15 protein-coding genes and 1 pseudogene are annotated in these 19053 nt (G+C 69.3%); 11 read left to right on the plus strand and 5 right to left on the minus strand.

The genetic code is table 11. The features are described from left to right. Positions 1 to 58 precede the first annotated feature (58 nt). From CU254_RS06140 to CU254_RS06155, 4 genes are read left to right on the plus strand one after another with little or no spacing between them, the layout of a single operon-like run. Positions 59 to 1114, plus strand: coding sequence for an ABC transporter substrate-binding protein (locus CU254_RS06140; protein ID WP_009073789.1), 1056 nt, complete (start codon positions 59 to 61; stop codon positions 1112 to 1114). A 25-nt stretch (positions 1115 to 1139) separates the two neighbouring features. Beyond that, the gene (locus tag CU254_RS06145; RefSeq protein ID WP_009073791.1) at positions 1140 to 1916 is read left to right on the plus strand and encodes an ABC transporter ATP-binding protein; all 777 of its coding nucleotides are present in this window, start codon (positions 1140 to 1142) and stop codon (positions 1914 to 1916) included. Further along, on the plus strand, positions 1903 to 2787 hold the full coding sequence (locus CU254_RS06150; RefSeq protein WP_009073793.1) for an ABC transporter permease: 885 nt from the start codon (positions 1903 to 1905) through the stop codon (positions 2785 to 2787). Before CU254_RS06145 ends, CU254_RS06150 begins: the two co-directional genes overlap by 14 nt. Before the next feature lie 47 nt (positions 2788 to 2834). Continuing rightward, entirely contained in the window at positions 2835 to 3824 is a 990-nt protein-coding gene (locus CU254_RS06155) for a YdcF family protein (RefSeq protein ID WP_009073795.1), read from the plus strand. A gap of 1 nt (position 3825) precedes the next feature. Here the strand turns inward: CU254_RS06155 and CU254_RS06160 are convergent, their stop codons facing one another. Then, on the minus strand, positions 3826 to 4041 hold the full coding sequence (locus CU254_RS06160) for a cold-shock protein (protein ID WP_009073797.1): 216 nt from the start codon (positions 4039 to 4041) through the stop codon (positions 3826 to 3828). 106 nt (positions 4042 to 4147) lie between these two features. Continuing rightward, the gene (locus CU254_RS06165) at positions 4148 to 5683 is read right to left on the minus strand and encodes a DEAD/DEAH box helicase (protein ID WP_009073799.1); all 1536 of its coding nucleotides are present in this window, start codon (positions 5681 to 5683) and stop codon (positions 4148 to 4150) included. 277 nt (positions 5684 to 5960) lie between these two features. Between CU254_RS06165 and CU254_RS06170 the strand changes: the two genes are divergently transcribed. From CU254_RS06170 to CU254_RS06180, 4 genes and pseudogenes are all read left to right on the plus strand, one after another. Then, the gene (locus CU254_RS06170) at positions 5961 to 7289 is read left to right on the plus strand and encodes a serine hydrolase (RefSeq protein WP_037716692.1); all 1329 of its coding nucleotides are present in this window, start codon (positions 5961 to 5963) and stop codon (positions 7287 to 7289) included. A gap of 12 nt (positions 7290 to 7301) precedes the next feature. Beyond that, entirely contained in the window at positions 7302 to 9029 is a 1728-nt protein-coding gene (locus CU254_RS06175) for an acyl-CoA dehydrogenase (protein ID WP_009073803.1), read from the plus strand. Positions 9030 to 9427: 398 nt separating this feature from the next. Further along, a complete protein-coding gene (locus CU254_RS42905) occupies positions 9428 to 9955 on the plus strand; it encodes a hypothetical protein (RefSeq protein WP_158687995.1) in 528 nt (175 codons plus the stop codon). A 253-nt stretch (positions 9956 to 10208) separates the two neighbouring features. After that, positions 10209 to 10397: pseudogene (locus CU254_RS06180) on the plus strand (acyl-CoA dehydrogenase); the annotation flags it as partial. Between the two features lie 252 nt (positions 10398 to 10649). Here CU254_RS06180 and CU254_RS06185 read toward each other — a convergent pair. After that, positions 10650 to 13016 (minus strand): Tex family protein, encoded by a 2367-nt coding sequence (locus CU254_RS06185; protein ID WP_037712718.1) that lies wholly within the window; start codon positions 13014 to 13016, stop codon positions 10650 to 10652. 168 nt (positions 13017 to 13184) lie between these two features. Here CU254_RS06185 and CU254_RS06190 point away from each other — a divergent pair, with 168 nt between their 5' ends. Beyond that, positions 13185 to 14684 (plus strand): chitinase, encoded by a 1500-nt coding sequence (locus CU254_RS06190; protein WP_037712721.1) that lies wholly within the window; start codon positions 13185 to 13187, stop codon positions 14682 to 14684. Here CU254_RS06190 and CU254_RS06195 read toward each other — a convergent pair. Together CU254_RS06195 and CU254_RS06200 are read right to left on the minus strand one after the other, a co-directional pair. Next, positions 14656 to 16131, minus strand: a complete 1476-nt coding sequence (locus tag CU254_RS06195) for an NAD(P)/FAD-dependent oxidoreductase (RefSeq protein ID WP_009073815.1) — start codon at positions 16129 to 16131, stop codon at positions 14656 to 14658. The genes CU254_RS06190 and CU254_RS06195 overlap by 29 nt on opposite strands. Positions 16132 to 16212: 81 nt before the next feature. Beyond that, positions 16213 to 17304, minus strand: coding sequence for a winged helix DNA-binding domain-containing protein (locus tag CU254_RS06200; RefSeq protein WP_009073817.1), 1092 nt, complete (start codon positions 17302 to 17304; stop codon positions 16213 to 16215). 81 nt (positions 17305 to 17385) lie between these two features. Between CU254_RS06200 and CU254_RS06205 the strand changes: the two genes are divergently transcribed. Both CU254_RS06205 and CU254_RS06210 read left to right on the plus strand, forming a co-directional pair. Further along, positions 17386 to 18402 carry an AraC family transcriptional regulator gene (locus tag CU254_RS06205; RefSeq protein WP_009073819.1) on the plus strand — a complete coding sequence of 339 codons (1017 nt, stop codon included), beginning with the start codon at positions 17386 to 17388 and terminating at the stop codon, positions 18400 to 18402. 48 nt (positions 18403 to 18450) lie between these two features. Next, complete coding sequence (locus tag CU254_RS06210) at positions 18451 to 19050, plus strand: TetR/AcrR family transcriptional regulator (protein WP_009073821.1); 600 nt, start codon at positions 18451 to 18453, stop codon at positions 19048 to 19050. Positions 19051 to 19053: the final 3 nt, after the last annotated feature.

Consider the following 19053-nt stretch of genomic DNA (forward strand, 5'->3'; position numbering starts at 1 on the left):
GTCTCGCGGGTGAACGTGTCATTCTCGCCCCGTTCCGCTGACCGCGAAAGGGCCATTTGTGCGTACATTTCCGCGAACCCGATTGCTCGCTTCCGCACTCGCCGCGCTGACGGCGCTCGGGGCGCTCGCCGGGTGTTCCCGCGCGGACCGCACCGAGGCCGCGACCAACCAGGGCGCCGCCGGGGAGGTGCGCGTCGGCTTCTTCCCGAACGTAACGCACACGCCCGCGCTGATCGGGGTCAAGAAGAACTTCTTCGCGCAGAACCTCGGCGGCACCAAGCTCACGACCCAGACGTTCAACGCCGGTCCGTCCGAAGTGAACGCGCTGCTCGGCGGTTCGCTCGACGTCGCGTTCATCGGCTCCGGGCCGGCGATCAACGCCTTCACCAAGTCCAAGGGCGCGATCCAGCTGGTGTCCGGCGCGGTCACCGGCGGCGCGCAGCTGGTGGTGAAGCCCGGGATCACGTCGGTCGACCAGCTCAAGGGCAAGACGATCGCGACGCCGCAGCTGGCCAACACCCAGGACGTCGCGCTCAAGAAGTTCCTCGCCGAGAAGCACCTGACCGGGCAGGTGAACGTGACCAACCTGGACAACCCGAAGACGCTCGACGCGTTCCGCAAGGGCGAGGTCGACGGCGGCTGGCTGCCCGAGCCGTGGTCGTCGCGGCTGGTGACCGACGCGGGCGCGCAGGTCCTGGTGGACGAGAAGGCGCTGTGGCCGGAAGGCCGGTTCCCGACCACCGTCGCGATCGTGCGCAGCGAATTCCTCAAGCAGCACCCGGACACCGTGCGCGCGCTGCTGAAGGGCGAACTGCAGGCGATCGACTGGGCGAAGAAGAACCCGGCCGAAGCGAAGACCGTGGTCAACGGAGCGCTCAAGGAGCTGTCCGGCAGCTCGCTCAGCCCGGCCGTGCTCGACCGCGCGTTCGCGAACATCGAACTGACCACCGACCCGGTGCCCGCGCAGTTCCCGCAGCTGGCCAAGGACTCGGTGACCGCGGGCGTGGTCGACAAGGTGGTGGACCTCAAGGGGTTCGCCGACTTCGGCCCGCTCAACGAGGTCCTCAAGGCACAGCAGCTGCCCGCCGTCAACGCGCCCGAACTGGCCAAGTGACGTCCCGACCGGAAGGCGATCCGCGATGACCACCACCCTGGCGCGACCAGTGACCGCCGCCGTGCATCTCGACCGCGTCGGCAAGGTGTTCGGCTCCGCCGGCGGCGCGGTGACCGCGCTCGACGGGGTCGACCTGACCGTCGAACCGGGCGAGTTCGTCTGCCTGCTCGGCGCGTCCGGCTGCGGCAAGAGCACGCTGCTGAACCTCGTCGCCGGACTCGACCAGCCGTCCGCCGGCGAAATCACGCTCACCACCTCGCGGCCCGCGGTGATGTTCCAGGAGGCCGCGCTGATGCCGTGGCTGACCGCGTCCCGGAACGTGGAACTGCCGCTGCGGCTCGCCGGCTTCGGCCGGTCCGAGCGCCGGGAAAAGGCTGCTGAGCTGCTGGATCTGGTGCGGTTGAGCGACGCGGCGCGCAAGCGTCCGCACGAGCTGTCCGGCGGCATGCGGCAGCGGGTCGCGCTGGCCCGCGCGCTGGCCGCGACCCACCGCGTCGGCGGCGACGACGGCAACGCGTTGCTGCTCATGGACGAACCGTTCGCGGCGCTCGACGCGATCACGCGCGACGTGCTGCAGAGCGAACTGCTGCGGGTGTGGCGCAGCACCGGTACTTCGGTGCTGTTCGTGACGCACGACGTGCGCGAGGCTGTCCGGCTTGGCCAGCGGGTGGTGCTGCTGTCGTCGCGTCCGGGCCGGGTCGTGCGCGAATGGCACGACGTCCCGTCCGCCGACGCCGAACTGCTGGCCGAGGAGATCACGGCCGATCTGCGAAAGGTGATCAGCACCCATGCCGCAGCCTGACCAGGCGGCCCCCGACCTAGACGAAGCCGTCGGCGCCGGACTGGACCGGCTCGACACCCCCACCGGGGCGCGGCCGACGTCGCTGCGCCGCCGGTTCGTGCGCGGATTCCTGCCGCCGGTCGGCGCGCTCGTGCTGCTCGTGGTCATCTGGCAGCTCCTGTGGGCCGCCGCGTTCTGGCCGGAGACCACGCTGCCCGCGCCGCTGGACGTCTGGGCCGAGTTCTGGGGCACCGTCACCAACGGCTCGGTGTTCGGTTTCATCTGGACCTCCGTGCACCGCGCCGCGCTCGGCTTCGCCGCCGGGGTCGTGCTCGGCACGCCGCTGGGCATCCTGGTGGCGAAGGTCCGCGTGGTGCGCGCCGCGATCGGACCGCTGCTGAGCGGGTTGCAGAGCCTGCCGTCGGTGGCCTGGGTGCCGGCCGCGGTGATCTGGTTCGGCATCAACGACGCGGCGATCTACTTCGTCGTGCTGCTCGGCTCGGTCCCGTCGATCGCGAACGGGCTCGTGTCCGGCATCGACCAGATCCCGCCGATCCTGCCGCGCGTCGGCAAGGTGATGGGCGCCGGCCGCTTCGCCGCGGCCCGGCACATCCTGCTGCCCGCCGCGCTGCCCGGGTTCCTGGCCGGGCTCAAGCAAGGCTGGGCGTTTTCGTGGCGCTCGCTGATGGCCGCGGAACTGATCGCGCGCTCGCCGAGCCTCGGCGTCGGGCTGGGGACGTATTTGAACGACGGGTCCTCGTACAACTCGATGCCGATGGTGATCGCGGCGATTTTCCTGATTTTGTTCGTCGGGGTGGCGATCGAGCTGATCGTGTTCCGTCCGCTGGAGCGGTCGGTGCTGCGCGCGCGGGGCCTGACGACGTCACTCTGAGTACCTGCCCGCGCGACGCACGGGCACGCCAAGCAGAATGCTGGACCATGACCTCCGGGCTGTTCGCGCTGGCTTCCGTGCTCGTGTTCGTCGTCCGGTTCGCGCGCGAACCGCGGCGGGTCGGCAACGCGGTGTGGTTCCTGGTCGCGCTCGGCTTCACCGGGTTGTGGCTGCTGTCGTTCTTCAAGCACATCGAATGGGCCCAGATCGCGATCGTCACGCTGGTGGCGCTCGTCTGCGGGCTCGGCGCGTTGGCACTGCCGTGGGCGCTGATCGCGAACGGCGTCGTGATGCTGCGAAGGGAAGGCCGGCGGCTCGCGAACCTGCTGTCGCTGCTGGCCGGGCTCGGCCTGCTCGCGGTGTTCGCGCTCGGGGTGAGTGCGCTGGTCATCGACGATGCGCCGTTGCTGCGCGTGGCCGCGATGGCGGTGCTGTTCGTGACCGGTTACCTGGCCTTTTTGTTCACGGCGTTGCTGCTGTACTCGATCCTCTACAGCCGGGTCACCCGCCGCCTCCGCGCCGCGGCGGTGGTCGTCCTGGGCTCCGGGCTGCAGGGCGACCGGGTGCCGCCGCTGCTGGCCAGCCGACTCGACCGCGCGGTCCAGGTGCAGCAACGGTCGCCGGGCGCGGTGCTGGTGGTGTCCGGCGGGCAAGGCGCGGACGAACTGACTTCGGAAGCGGCCGCGATGGCGCGGTATCTCGTCGAGGCCGGGGTTCCGGAGGAGCAGCTCGTGCTGGAGGATCGGGCTACGACGACCAGCGAGAACCTGCGGTTCAGCGTCGCTTTGCTTGCCGAGCGCGGGTTTTCCGGGCCGATCCTGGCGGTGACGAACAACTACCATGTCTTCCGCACGGCGGTGCTCGCGCGGCAACTGGGGTTGCGGCTCAACGTGATCGGGGCTCGGACGGCGTCGTACTTCGTGCCCAGCGCGTTTCTGCGGGAGTTTGTGGCGTTGCTGGTGGAGTACCGGAAGACGAACGCGGCGGTGTTGTTGGTTCTGGGTGTGGGGCCGTTTTTGCTGTTCCTGCTGAGCTGATTCAGGCGGTGCGCACCCGGATCGCACGCCAGTGACAGCCGTCTTGTTCGGCGCGCTCGACGGCGAACCGCACGTCTTCCCCGGCCGTCAGGGACCGGAAGCCGTCAGCCTCGATCATCGAGAAATGGGCCCAGATCGGGCCGTCGACGGCGGGTGATTCGAGAATTCCCCAGCCCTCGTCGACTTCCCAGCGCACGACTTTCCCTCGATGCTCCATGGAGCCAGGCCAGGGAAGGATCGCCGTGCCGCGCAGCGAATTTTCGGCACGGCGATCCGATTCCTCAAACCACGGTGGCGGAGAACCCCGTCCGGCTGGAGTGCTCTCAGGAGTTCGGCTGCCGACGCCCGCCGGAACCGTTGCGGCGGTTGCGCGACGGCTGGCCTGACCCGCGACGGTCGGTGCCAGCGGCAGGACGGCCCGCGCCCTCCGCGCCTCGGCGACCGGCACCCGAACCTCGGCGCTGGTCCTCCCGGCGGGCCTGGCCTGGCTGCCGTTCCGAAGACCGAGTCTCACTGCCCTGCCGAGGTCCGCCGCGGCCACCACCGGAGCGGCGGGACTGCGAACCGGTCCGTGCCCCGAGCCCGCCCCGGTTTTCCGAAGGCGCGCCGCGGCGTCGGCCGGTGCCCGGGGCGGCACCGGAAGCGGTCACCGTCTTGGGGCGGTTGTCCACCGCGGGCCGACGGGGCGACGCGGTGAACGACCGGTCGCCCGGGGCCAGTTCGGCCAGCAGCGGGTGCGTCGGCGAGATGCGCGTGGTGGTCGGCGAGATCCCGGCCTTCCGGGTCAGCGCGCGGACGTCCGCGACCTGCTCGTCGGTCATCAGCGTCACCACGGTGCCCGACGCGCCCGCGCGGGCGGTGCGGCCGGAGCGGTGCAGGTACGCCTTGTGCTCGACCGGCGGGTCGGCGTGGATGACCAGCGTGACGTCGTCCACGTGGATGCCTCGCGCCGCGATGTCCGTGGCCACCAGGGTTTTCGCGGTGCCCGACGAGAAGGCTTCCAGGTTGCGCGTGCGCGCGTTCTGACCGAGGTTGCCGTGCAGTTCGACCGCGGGGACGCCGCTCGCGACGAGTTTGCGCGTGAGGGCCTTCGCGCGGTGCTTCGTGCGGGTGAAGACCAGGGTGCGGCCCGGCGCGGCGGTCAGGTCGACCAGGACCGGCAGGCGGTGGGTCTCCTCAAGGTGCAGCACGTGGTGCGTCATCGTCGACACGGGGGACTGCGCCGAGTCGACGCTGTGCAGCATCGGGTCGTTCATGAAGCGCTTCGCGAGCACGTCGATGCCGCCGTCGAGCGTCGCCGAGAACAGCAGGCGCTGGCCGCGTTCCGGGGTCGCCGCCATGATGCGGCGGACCTCGGGCAGGAAGCCGAGGTCGGCCATGTGGTCGGCCTCGTCGAGGACGGTGATCTCGATCTTGTCCAGCTTCGCCTCGCCGGTGCGCATGTGGTCGGCGAGCCGTCCGGGGCAGGCGACGACGATGTCGACGCCGTCGCGGAGGCGGGTGATCTGCGGGTTCGCGCTCACGCCGCCGAAAATCGTGGTGGCCTTGAGGCCCAGCGGGCGCGCCAGCGGCACGATCGCGGCCTCGATCTGGGTGGCCAGTTCGCGCGTCGGGGCGAGGATCAGCGCCCGCGGACGGCCGGGGCGGCGCCGCGTCGGGCCGGCGGCCAGGCGGGCCAGCACGGGCAGCACGAAGCCGTACGTCTTGCCGGAGCCGGTGCGGCCGCGGCCGAGCACGTCGCGGCCCGCCAGCGTGTGCGGGAGCGTGGCGGCCTGGATCGGGAACGGCTCGGTGACGCCCTGCGCGGCGAGTGCGTCGACCAGGGGCTTGGGCAGGCCGAGTTCAGTAAAAGTCGTCATGGTTGGTGCGGACGCGAAGGCGTCCAGTATCTCCGTACGTAGCGCGGTTGTCCTGCCCGGCGCGGCCTCGGTTGGCTGCGGCGCGTGGTCGTCGACAACATCGAAACGCGGTCCGAGGCAGAACTGAGCGGACCGCACGCTCCACTATACCGTCCCAAGATCCGCCGGGCTACGTGATATCGCCCGCAGGCCGCCACGCGCGAACCGACGAAGCGGGTGCGCGATGTTCGTCCGTTTCCACCATCGCCGCCGCGCCGACGGGTGCGAGGCTGGCCGCATGAGCACAGACGAACTCCGGGGACTGCTGGGCGAATGGGCGCGCGAGGCGGGCGTGCCCGGCGTCTCGGCGGGGATTCTCCACGAGGGCAAGGAAACCCTGCTGACCACCGGAGTGTCCAGTGTGGACACCGGAACGCCGGTGGACGACGACACGCTGTTCATGATCGGCTCCACCAGCAAGACGTTCGCCGCCGCCGCGGTGCTCGTGCTGGTCGAGGACGGCGTGCTCGAACTGGACCAGCCGGTGGTCGAGTATCTCCCGGAGCTGCGGCTGTCCGATCCGCTCGCGACCAAAACCGTGACGCTGCGCCACCTTCTCACGCACTCGTCCGGCTTCCTCGGCGACATCGAGGTCGACACCGGCTGGGGCGACGACGCGCTCGCTCGCGCGGTGGAGCGGTTCGGCGAGCTGCCGCAGATTTTTCCGGTCGGCGAGGTGTTCTCCTACTGCAACGCCGGATTCCTGCTGGCCGGCCGCGTTGCCGAGGCGGTGTCCGGCGGCACCTACGAGGACCTGGTCCGCACCCGGCTGCTCGAACCGCTCGGCATGACCGACTCGTACTTCCAGCCGTGGGAGGTGCTGACCCGTCGGCACGCGGTCGGGCACGCGCTGCGCGAGGACGGCCCGGCGGTCGCGCACACCGTCGGCCTCTCCCGCGCGGACGCTCCGGCCGGAGGTCTCTGGTCGACCGCCCGTGACCAGCTGAAATGGGCCCGGTTCCAGCTGGACGGCGGGGAGGTGCTCAGCGACGGGACCCGTCGGCTGATGCACGCCGCGCAGCGCAAGGGCGCGCTGCCGTTCGAGGAGGTCGGACTGTCCTGGCTGCGGCTTCGCCACGGCGACGCGCAGCTGGTGCGGCACGGCGGCAACGTCAGCAACCTGCAGCTGTCGGAGTTCGTGATGGCGCCGAGCGAAAACTTGGCGGTCACCGTGCTCACCAACAGCGCGGGCGGCGGCGCACTCGGCCCCCGGGTCGTCGACTGGTGCCTGGAGAACCTGGCTGATCTGCCGAAACCGGGCAGTCTCCCGGTATGGGCAATCGACCCGGGCGACTGCCTTGGCCGGTATCGGACCGGCTCGCTCATCTTCGACATCACCGAACGCGACGGCTCGCTCTGGGCGCAGATGATCCTCGACACCGACGACCCGGACATCCTCTCCGCGCCGCCGTTCGAGGTCGTCTTCGTCGCCGAGGACGTGCTCGCCCGCGCCTCGGACACGCGCAGGCCGAGCGCGCGTTTCCGGCGCGACAGCCGCGGGCGGGTGGACGCGGTGGAGTCCGGCGGCCGCACCGCGCTAAAGTTACCGGGCAGTAATATCGGCTGACCTGGAGATGCGATGAGCGAAACGGCGACAGCGCTGCTGAACCCGCGCGACTACGACGCCCGGAAGTTCGACCCGGAGACCCAGCGGCTGCTGCGGGCGACGATCGACTGGTTCGAAGCGCGCGGCAAACGCCGTCTCGCGCAGGCGTATCACGACCGCGAGTTCTACGCGGACTTCCTGGAATTCGCGGGCAAGGAAGGCCTGTTCGCCACGTTCCTCACCCCGGCCGCGGATTCCGCCGGGAATCCGGACAAACGCTGGGACACCAGCCGGATCGCCGCGCTGGCGGAAATTCTCGGCTTCTATGGCCTCAACTACTGGTACCCCTTCCAGGTCACCGTTCTCGGCCTCGGTCCGGTATGGCAGAGCGGGAACGCGGCCGCTCGCAAGCGCGCCGCGGAAGCCTTGGCCGAGGGCGGGGTGGGCGCGTTCGGACTGTCCGAAAAGGAACACGGCGCGGACATCTACTCGTCCGACCTCGTGCTCACCCCGGACGGCGAGGGCGGCTACCGCGCGAACGGGTCGAAGTACTACATCGGCAACGGAAACTGCGCGCGCACGGTTTCGGTGTTCGGGCGGATCGACGGCGTCGAAGGACCCGAGCAGTACGTGTTCTTCTACGCCGATTCCGAGCACCCGAACTACCACGTCGTGAAGAACATCGTGCCGTCGCAGATGTACGTCGCGGAATTCCGGCTCGAGGACTATCCGGTGCGCGCGGAGGACATCCTGCACACCGGAGCCGAAGCCTTCAGCGCCGCGCTGAACACGGTCAACATCGGCAAGTTCAACCTGTGCTTCGGCGGCATCGGGATGGCGACGCATTCGCTGTACGAGGCGATCACGCACGCGCAGAACCGGATCCTGTACGGCCACCCGGTCACCGATTTCCCGCACGTGCGCCGCGAGTTCGTCGAGGCCTACGTGCGGCTGACCGGGATGAAGCTGTTCTCCGACCGCGCGATCGACTACTTCCGCTCGGCGAACCAGCAGGACCGCCGCTACCTGCTGTACAACCCGATCACCAAGATGAAGGTCACCACCGAGGCGCAGAAGGTGATCGGGCTGGTCGCGGATGTCGTGGCGGCCAAGGGTTTCGAGGCCGACACCTACCTCGCGATGGCCAAGAACGACATCGACGGCCTGCCCAAACTGGAGGGCACGGTCGCGGTGAACCTCGCGCTGATCGCGAAGTTCATGCCCGCGTACCTGTTCGCGTCGCAGGAATACCCGGCGGTCCCGACCCGCGACGACGCCTCGGACGACGACTTCCTGTTCCGGCAGGGCCCGGCGCGCGGACTGTCGAAGATCCGGTTCCACGACTGGAAACCGGCGTATGAGAACGCGAAGCACCTGCCGAACGTCGCCCGCTTCACCGAACAGGCCGACGTGCTCGTGCGCCTGCTGTCGGAGGCGACGCCGGACGAGGCGCAGCAGAAGGACCTGGACTTCGGGCTCTCGCTGACCGAGCTGTTCACGCTCGTCGTCTACGGCCAGCTGATCCTGGAGCAGGCTGAGCTGACCGGCGTGTCAGACGATGTGCTGGACCAGCTGTTCGCCGTGCTGGTGCAGGACTTCAGCGTCGCGGCGGTCGAACTGCACGGGAAGCCGAGTTCCACCGAGAAGCAGCAGGAGCTGGCGCTGGCCGGGTTGCGGAAGCCGGTGCCGGACGCCGAACGGTTCGGCCGGGTGTGGGAGACGGTGCGCGAGCTTTCCGGCGCGTACGAGATGAATCCGTAAGGGAAACCACGGAAACGGCCTCCGCGCTCGGTAGTGCGGAGGCCGTTTTCTGTCTGGGCTACTTGCCGAATCCGGCGCTTCGCAGGCGTCCACCATCGCGCCGCTGCCTCCGGAGTCACGACATGGCTGCCAGAATCGGCAGTTGACGCGAAACTGCCGATCACCGGGGTCTCGGATTGCGCGAACATCGGCGTGCCCGGCGAATGAATCTTTCACCTAGCTGCGAACAATTGTCATCTAGGCGGCCGGCTTTGCCGTTCACTCGTCCGAGGCTTGTGCGGCAGGTCGTGATGCGGTGAACTCAGATTGCCGAGTTGTTGCTGCCGGAATCGCTCCGGGCAGTTGTCGGACAACGAAGGCGAACAAGGGAATTCCCGGACAGGAAATGGAGAGAAGCAATGGATGAAGTGACGGGCGAGAATTGGGCCGCGACGGCGTCTTCGCGTCGCGGTCTGCGCTCGAAATCCTGGAAGCGGTGGGGTGCCGCAGGGGTGGCCGCGATTGCCCTCGTTGGCGTAAACGTGCAGGTAGCTTCTGCGGGCACCCCGCCTCAAGTCTGCCGGCCGGGATCGCCTGCCGGGCCGGGACTGCAACTCCCGGACCACCCGGACCCCGCGCAGGGCACCTGCGCGTGGAGCTGGAACAACGGTACCCGGGAGCTCCGCATCGAACTTCCTCCGCACTGGACTGCCGTGTTCGAAATTATTTATCATCTGCCGGACGGAACGCGATTGCTCCAATCGGTCGGTCTGACCAATTCTAGTGCCAATTCGCTTACTGATGTGTTTTCGGCTCATGATCTCGACATTCCCGAAGGATCGACTCTCGAGTCGGTGGAACTTGTCGCTCAGGACCCCTCCGACCCCGATGTGGAGCCGGAGGATGCGATTGATATTCATCTGGAGCCCCCCATCGAACCTCGGTGAACGGTCCGGGCGCGCCGAGGGATTCGCTGTCGCGATCGGCATAGCGAACCGCCCGCCGAAGAGCCTGATGGACCACTGCGTCCACCCGCGAAGGCCCGGCCTGATCGCGCCGGGAACAGGGCATCCCACGCACCGGCGAATGCATCCCCGGGGTTCGCTGCTCTGCACACCGTCTAGGCCGTGGCTGGCCATGCCGCGGCCCAGGCGATCACGCCGGGCGGGGCCGGCTGTCGTGAGAGGGACCTGGACTTCGCTGTTCGCCGTGCTGGTACAGGATTTCAGCGTCGCGGCGGTCGAACTGCACGGGAAGCCGAGTTCCACCGAGAAGCAGCAGGAGCTGGCGCTGGCCGGGTTGCGGAAGCCGGTGCCGGACGCCGAACGGTTCGGCCGGGTGTGGGAGACGGTGCGCGAGCTTTCCGGCGCGTACGAGATGAATCCCTGATGCGCGCCGCCTGCTAGAGACCTCTCCGGCTCCCCGCATTCGCCGAGGTCCGTGAAGGGCTCCTTGAGGGAATCTGATTCCCTCAAGGAGCCCTTCACGGACGTTCGCAGCGTCGGACCGCGACCATCGGCTGGGGGACGCCCTCGGCAGCGCCCGCCCGCTGAACCAACCCCAATGTGGCATTGGGTGCGCTCAACGCACCGAATGCCACATTGGGTGCGTCAGATGCACCCAATGTGGCATTGGGGCGTGCTACTTGCCGAATCCGGCGCGCCGCAGCGCGTCCGCCATCGCGCCGCCGCCTCCGGAGTCGCGACGGTCCCGGCCGCCGCCCCCGCGCTGCTGCGGCTGGTTCCGGCGCTGACCGCCGCCACCCTGGCCGCCGCGGTCCCGGTCCCGGCCGCCGCCTCGGTTGTTGCCCGCGCCGGGCTCGTCGTCCAGGCGCAGCGTCAGCGAGATCCGCTTGCGCGGCACGTCGACGTCCAGCACCTTCACCTTCACGATGTCGCCCGGCTTCACGACGTCGCGCGGGTCCTTCACGAAGTTCTTCGACAGCGCCGAAACGTGCGCGAGGCCGTCCTGGTGCACGCCGACGTCGATGAACGCGCCGAACGCGGCCACGTTCGTCACCACGCCCTCCAGGCGCATGCCCGGCTTGAGGTCGGCGATCTTCTCGACGCCCTCGGCGAAGGTCGCGGTCTTGAACGCCGGACGCGGGTCGCGGCCCGGTTTCTCCAGTTCGGCCAGGATGTCGGTGACTGTCGGGAGCCCGAAGGTCTCGTCGACGAACTCGGCCGGCTTCAGCGACTGCAGGGTCCGGGCGTTGCCGATCAGCTCGCGGATGCCGGTGCCGGTGCGATCGAGGATCCGCCGCACCACCGGGTACGCCTCGGGGTGCACCGAGGACGCGTCGAGCGGGTCGTCGCCGTCCGGGATGCGGAGGAAGCCCGCGCACTGCTCGAACGCCTTCGGGCCGAGCCGCGCGACCTCCTTCAGCGCGGTCCGGGTGCGGAACGGGCCGTTGGAGTCGCGGTGCGCCACGATGTTCTCCGCGAGCGACGTCGTGATGCCCGAAACCCGCGTCAGCAGCGGGGCGGACGCGGTGTTCACGTCCACGCCGACCGCGTTCACGCAGTCCTCGACCACCGCGTCCAGCGAACGCGACAGCGACACCTCGGACAGGTCGTGCTGGTACTGGCCGACGCCGATCGACTTCGGGTCGATCTTCACCAGCTCGGCCAGCGGGTCCTGCAGCCGCCGCGCGATCGAGACCGCGCCGCGCAGCGAGACGTCCATGCCCGGCAGTTCCTGCGAAGCGAACGCCGACGCCGAGTACACCGACGCGCCCGCCTCGGACACGACCGCCTTGGTGAGCTTCAGCTCCGGGTGCTTCTTGATCAGCTCGATCGCCAGCTTGTCGGTTTCGCGCGAGGCGGTGCCGTTGCCGATCGAGATCAGGTCGACGTTGTGCTTCTTGGCCAGCACCGCCAGCTCGGCGATCGACTGGTCCCATTTGTTCGCCGGCTGGTGGGGGTAGATCACGTGGGTGTCGACGACCTTGCCGGTCGCGTCGACCACGGCCACCTTCACGCCGGTGCGGAAGCCCGGGTCGAGGCCCATCGTGGCGCGGGTGCCCGCCGGGGCGGCCAGCAGCAGGTCGCGCAGGTTGGCCGCGAACACGCGCACGGCGTCGTCCTCGGCCGACTGGCGCAGCCGCATCCGCAGGTCGATGCCCAGGTGCAGGAGGATCTTCGTGCGCCAGGCCCAGCGCACGGTGTCGCCGAGCCATTTGTCGGCCGGACGGTCCTGCTGGCTGATGCCGAAGCGGGCGGCGATGCGCTGCTCGTACTCGGTCGGGCCGACGCGGACCGGGGCGTCCTCGGCGACCGGCTCGGAAGGCTCCATCGTGAGGTCGAGGATCTCCTCCTTCTCGCCGCGCAGCATCGCGAGGATCCGGTGCGAGGGGAGCTTGGTGTAGGGCTCGGAGAAGTCGAAGTAGTCGGAGAACTTGGCCCCGTCGGTCTCCTTGCCCGGGCGGACCTTCGACGACAGGTGGCCCTCGGCCCACATCTTCTCGCGCAGCTCGCCGATCAGGTCGGCGTCCTCGGCGAAGCGCTCGACCAGGATGGCGCGCGCGCCGTCGAGGGCGGCCTGCGCGTCCGCGACGCCCTTGTCCGCGTCGACGAATACCGCGGCGGCCGCCTGCGGGTCGGTCGTCGGGTCGTTCAGCAGGCCGTCGGCCAGCGGCTCCAGCCCGGCCTCGCGGGCGATCTGCGCCTTCGTCCGCCGCTTCGGCTTGTACGGGAGGTAGATGTCCTCCAGCCGCGACTTCGTGTCCGCGGCGAGGATCTGCGCCTCGAGCGCCTCGTCCAGCTTGCCCTGGCTCCGGATGGATTCCAGGACCGCGGCGCGGCGTTCGTCCAGCTCGCGCAGGTAGCGCAGCCGCTCCTCGAGCGTGCGCAGCTGCGCGTCGTCCAGCTCTCCGGTGACTTCCTTGCGGTACCGGGCGATGAACGGCACCGTGGACCCCTCGTCGAGGAGGGTGACGGCGGCCTTGACCTGCCCTTCGCGCACCCCCAGCTCTTCGGCGATCCGCTGCTCGACCGACTGCACGCTCAAAACCAGGCTCCTGCTTCGTCTCGGGTTGCTCCGAGCCTGCATTGTGCCGCTGCCCGCCCGGCGCGCCGCGCATGGCCCGCCGAAGCACCTCCGGAAGTTTCTTGACATCCGTATTGGTCTAGTCCATTTTGAGGTGATCTGGCTCACTGCCCCTGCGGAGGTCTGCCCGTGTCCCCACACCCGTCCCCCCGGCGGCTGCCTGCCCTGGTGTCCCTGCTGGCCTCGGTCGCTCTCGCGCTCGGTGTCACGCTGGCCCTCGGCACCAGCAGCGCGTCGGCCGCGAACATCCTCGCCAACCCCGGCTTCGAGAGCGGTTCGCTCTCCGGCTGGACCTGCACCGGCACCGCGTCGGTCGTCACGACCCAGGCGCACGACGGCAGCCACTCGCTGAGCGCGGCGCCGTCCGGCTCCGACACCGGGCAGTGCTCCCAGCAGGTCACCGTGGCGCCCAACACCGCGTACAAGCTTTCCGCGTGGGTCCAGGGCAGCTACGTCTACCTCGGCGTTTCCGGTTCCGCCACGCAGAACACCTGGACGCCCGGCACGACCGGCTGGCAGCAGCTCAGCCTGAGCTTCACCACCGGCTCGTCCACGAGCCTCACGGTGTACCTGCACGGCTGGTACGGCCAGCCCGCCTACCTCGCCGACGACGTGAACCTCGACGGCCCGGGCACCCCGCCCACGACCTCCACGACCCCGACCACGTCGACGACCCAGACCACGCCGCCGACGACGACCACCACGACCACGACCACGAGCACGCCGCCGCACAACGGCGACCTGCCGAAGCACATCCTCACCGGCTACTGGCAGAACTTCGACAACGGCGCGAAGACGCTCAAGCTCGCGGACGTGCCCACGACGTACAACGTCATCGCGATCGCCTTCGCCGACGCCACCACGACGCCCGGCGCGGTGAGCTTCACGCTCGACCCGGCGTTGTCGTCGAAGCTCGGCGGCTACACCGACGCGCAGTTCCGCGCCGACATCAAGACCGTGCAAGCACGCGGCCAGAAGGTGATCATCTCGGTCGGCGGCGAGAAGGGCACGATCAGCGTCGGCGACAGCTCCTCGGCGAGCAACTTCGCCAACTCGGTGAAGCAGCTGATCTCCACGTACGGCTTCGACGGCGTCGACATCGACCTGGAGAACGGCATCAACGCCACCTACATGGGCCAGGCGCTGCGCAGCATCCACGACGGCGGAGGCTCGGTGATCACGATGGCGCCGCAGACGATCGACATGCAGTCCACCCAGGGCGGCTACTTTCAGCTGGCGCTCAACGTCAAGGACATCCTCACCGTCGTCAACATGCAGTACTACAACTCGGGCGCGATGAACGGCTGCAACGGGAACGTCTACTCCCAGGGCACGGTCGACTTCCTCACCGCGCTCTCGTGCATCCAGCTGCAGGGCGGCCTGCGGGCCGACCAAGTCGCGTTCGGGCTGCCGGCCTCAGGCTCGGCGGCGGGCGGCGGGTACCAGTCGCCGTCGAACGTCGTGTCGGCCATGAACTGCATGGCCAAGGGCACCGGCTGCGCTTCGTTCAAGCCGTCGACCACGTACCCGGAGTTCCGCGGCGCGATGACCTGGTCCATCAACTGGGACGCGTCGAACGGCTACTCCTTCGCCAACACGGTCAGCGCGGGCCTGAAGAACCTGCCCTGACCGCGCGCACCAGGTAGTCGGCCGGGTCGAGTGCCCTGGTCCGGCGGTCGTATTCGGTGACCAGCCCGGGCCAGTTGGTGCTCACCCGGCCGTTTTCCTGCCGGTACCAGCTCGTGCAGCCGCTCCAGACGCTGTGCGAAAGCCGCGCTTGCACTTCGCGGTCGTAGCGCTCCTCGACCTCGGCCCGCACTTCCAGCGCCGCGACGTCCGGCCGGGCGAGATGCTCGACGGCCTGGCGGAGGTAGCGGGCTTGCCGCTCGATCATGTAGATGATCGAACCCGCACCGAGGTTGGTGTTGGGGCCGTAGATGCAGAACAGGTTCGGGAACCCCGGGACCGTCAGGCCGAGGTACGCCCGCGCCCCGCCGCTCCACGCTTCCGCCAGCGAGCGGCCGTCGCGGCCGAACACCTTCATCGGGCCGAGGAATTCCGTCGCTTTGAAGCCGGTGCCGTAGATCAGCACGTCCGCCTCGTGCTCCACGCCGTCCGCGGTGCGCACGCCTCGCGGGGTGATCTCCTTGATCGAGGACGTTTCGACGGAGACGTTCGGCTGGGCGAGGGCGGGCAGGTAGTCGTTGGTGAACAGGATCCGCTTGCAGCCCAACGGGTAATTTGGTTTGACCTTGCGGCGCAGCGTGCGGTCCTTGAGGTGACGACGGCGCAGTTGGGCGGTGCGCAGCTCGAAGATCTTGGTCAGCACCGGGTGTTTCGTCATGCCGTAGGTCGCGTACTCGGCGAGCAGGAAGATCCGGGCGCGGCCGAACAGCTGCGTCTTCGGCAGGCGGCGGAAAAGCCGCTTCTGCCAGGCTTTGTAGCGGCCGTCGTTCTTGGCCATGACGTACGGCGGCGTGCGCTGGAAGACGGTGACGTGCGCGGCTTCCTTGCGGATCTCCGGGATGAACTGGATCGCGCTCGCCCCGGTGCCGATCACCGCGATCCGCTTGCCCGCCAAGGGGATCTCGTGGTTCCACTCCGCGGAGTGGAAGGCCTCGCCGGCGAAGGTCTCGCGGCCGGGGATCGAGGGGAAGGCGGGCCGCGACAGCTGGCCGACGGCGGGCACGAAGACGTCGGCCTCGAAGGTTTCGCCCTGCGCGGTCTCGACGCGCCAGCGGCCGTTGTCGTAGGTCGCGGACGTGACTTCGCGGCCGTACCGGATGTGCGGTTCGATGCCGTACTTCGCGATCACGCGCTTGAGGTAGGCGTGGATGTCCGGCTGCATCGCGTACCGCTTCGGCCAGTCCGGGTTGGGCTCGAAGGAGAACGAGTACAGCGGCGACGGGATGTCGCAGGCCGCGCCGGGGTAGGTGTTCTCGCGCCACACGCCGCCCGGTTCGGCCGCCCGCTCCAGGATCGTGACGTTCGGGAAACCGGCGCGCTTCAGCTCGATCGCGGCGCCGATGCCGCCGAATCCGGTGCCCACGATCAGCACCGACGGGGTGTCGTCCATAGGCCGAAGCTACGCAGGCGGCCGCCGGTGCGGAAGGGCACGAACGGCCACCCGATCGAGAATTCCGGCCAGCGGACGCGGCTACCCGGGCACGACCTGGACCTCGTGCGTTTTGCCGGGCTCGGCCCAGGCGAGCAGCTTCCGTGCGCTGCTCTCCAGCGCGGCGGTGTCGCGTTTCGCGATCCGTTCGAACGGCGTGAGCACCAGCGTCGCCGACCCGCGGGTGGCCGTGGTTTCCCAGCTCCCGCGGACCTGGCCGTCGACCAGCAGGGTGCCCTTGACCAGGCCGTTGATCGTGATCACGCGTTTGCGGTGCTCGTCGCTGATCAGCCGCGTGCGGTCGGCGTAGGACAGCAGCGTCTGGTCGAACGGACCGAGCAGCCTCGTCGGCGCGGGCGTGTCCTCGTCGGGCAGCGCGGCGTCCGGCAGGTCGTAGAGCGTGCGGCCCTCGGGATCGAGATACGTGCGCAGCTCCATCCCCTCGACCACCTCGCCGAGCTTCGTGACGCCGGCCCAGGTCTGCATGTCGGCCACCGTCGCCGGGCCGAACGCGGCGAGATAGCGGCGGATCAGCTCGGCGGCGGACGGTTCCGGCGCGGCGACGCCGTCGAGCCAGTGGTGCGCGACCTGGTAGGTCGGCTGCCCGGCCTTGCCCCACACGCCGCGCGGCGGGATCTGCACCAGCGGCAGGACGGCGCGGACCAGGAACATCAGCGACGCGGCCGGCGTCTCCGGATAGTGCTCGACCAGCGCTTTGCCGAGCTGATCGCTCGAATACGGCCGTTCGCGCAGCAGTTCGGCGGTCGTTTTCGCCACCGCGTCGTGGTCGAGTTCGGCCAGCGGCTCCCGGTGCTGGTTGGCCGCCGTCAGGGCGCGGTCCATGACGACCTGCACCACCGGCCGCCAGGCGAGCGCGTCGGCGGCCGGGACGAGGTGCACGGTGCCGCGCATCAACACCATCCGCACCACGCTGCGGTCGAGCAGCAGGCTCGAGAGCTGGTCCGGCTGGAACCCTTGCAAGCGGCACCACAGCGCGTAGTACGGCGGAAACGGCGCTTGCGCTTGCAGCCCGGCGAGGTGGGCGACGGCGTCGAGCACCGGCATCTTGGCGGGCTTCAAGAGCAGTTGCCGGTCGAGGGTCGCGCGGTTGAGGACGCGGTGGGAAAGGCGCACGGCGGGAGCTTAACGAGCGACCCCGACAATTTTCGGCCCTCGAACGGCACGCGGGCGGCCGGTTGATCCATAATTCCGGCCATGGCCGAGCTAGCCGCACCCGCCATCCGCGACTGGGACTACCCGCGCGGGACGGCGAGTGTGCTGCTCATGCACCGGTTCGCCGAGGAACGCGGCGTCTCGCTCCCCGGCGGCCCGGTCGAGGACCTGCGCGCGCCGGACCGCCAGCTCGACGCGCGGCAGGAGCTGGCTGTGGTGCGCGCGTTGCTGTCGTCGGTCGGCTCGGGCGACGACGTCGCGCTCAGCCTCGGCTGCCGGTACCGCGTGACGACGTTCGGCATCTTCGGTTTCGCCTGCATCAGCAGTCCGACGATGCGCGACGCGATGGTGTTCGCGTTGCGGTACCTGGATTTGTCCTTCACCTTCTGCATCCCGCACGTCGAAGTGGACGCCAGCGGCCTCCGCCTGGTACTGGACGATTCCCGGGTGCCGGGCGACGTCGCCCGGTTCCTCGCGCTGCGCGACCTGTCCGCGATCTGCACGGTCATGCGGGACCTGCTGCCGGAGATCTCCCTGGCGGGGCTGGAGTTCCGGTTTCCGTCGTCGTCCTTTGTGGACGCGTACCGGACCGCCTTCGGGATCAGCCCGGCTTTCGGGGCGGCCGAGCATCAGGTCATCCTTGATCCGGAGCTGTTGAACCTCCCGTTGCCGCAGGCCAACGAGCAAACCGTCGCGTTGTGCGCCGCGCAATGCGACGCCCTCGTCGCTCGCCGCCGCGCGCGATCGGGAGTTCCGCAACTGGTGCGGGAACGGCTGGTGCGGCTCGGCGGCGCGGACGCCGGGATGGACGAGATCGCCCGCCAGCTCACGCTCAGCACGCGAACCCTCCGACGGCGGCTGACCGAAGCGGGCACCGGCTACCGCCAGCTGCTCGACGAGGTCCGCCAGACCCTCGCCGAGGAAATGCTCGACACCGGCGTGCTGTCGGTCGACGACGTCGCTTTGCGCTTGGGCTATGCCGAGGCGTCGAGCTTCATCTACGCGTTCAAGCGCTGGACTGGCACGACTCCCGCCGCGTACGCCCGGCGCAACCGCTGACCGCCCCCGTTATGGACACCTCGTTACATAATGTCGTAGGCTGCCCGCATGGCTCGACCGCGCACCTTCGATCGCGAGCAAGTGCTCACCGCCGCCACTGAGTTGTTCTGGCGGCGAGGCTTTCACGCGACCAGTGCCGAGGAACTGTGCCAGGCAACCGGTCTCGGCCGCAGCAGCTTGTACAACACCTTCGGCAGCAAAGGCGCGCTGTTCTCGGAATGCCTGGCCCGCTATCTCGACGCGACGGCGCGGGCCACCGCCGAGGTGATCGCGAAGAAGGGCGACGCGGTGTCCCGAATCGAGGCTTACCTCACGAAGGTGGTCCTCGAGGAAGCCGAGCGGTCGAGCACCGGGGCACCGAGCGGATGTCTCGCGGTCAACTCCGTCGCGGAACTGGCGGGCGACACCGGGAACGCGGAGTTTCTGGAGCAGGTCGCCCGCGACACCGACGCTCGGCTGCGTTTGCTGACCGACCTGTTGCGGGCGGGTCAGGCGGCGGGCGAAGTCACCGCTGAGGTTCCCGCGGAGGGGCTGGCCGCGTATGTGAACGCCAGCGTCGCGGGGCTGCGGATCTCCGCTCAAGGCGGTGCGCCGCTGGCCCGGCTGGCCGACATCGTCCAGGCGGCCGCCCGGGCGCTTCGTCCGTAAGCC

This window comes from Amycolatopsis sp. AA4, from assembly GCF_002796545.1.
Taxonomy (GTDB): domain Bacteria; phylum Actinomycetota; class Actinomycetes; order Mycobacteriales; family Pseudonocardiaceae; genus Amycolatopsis.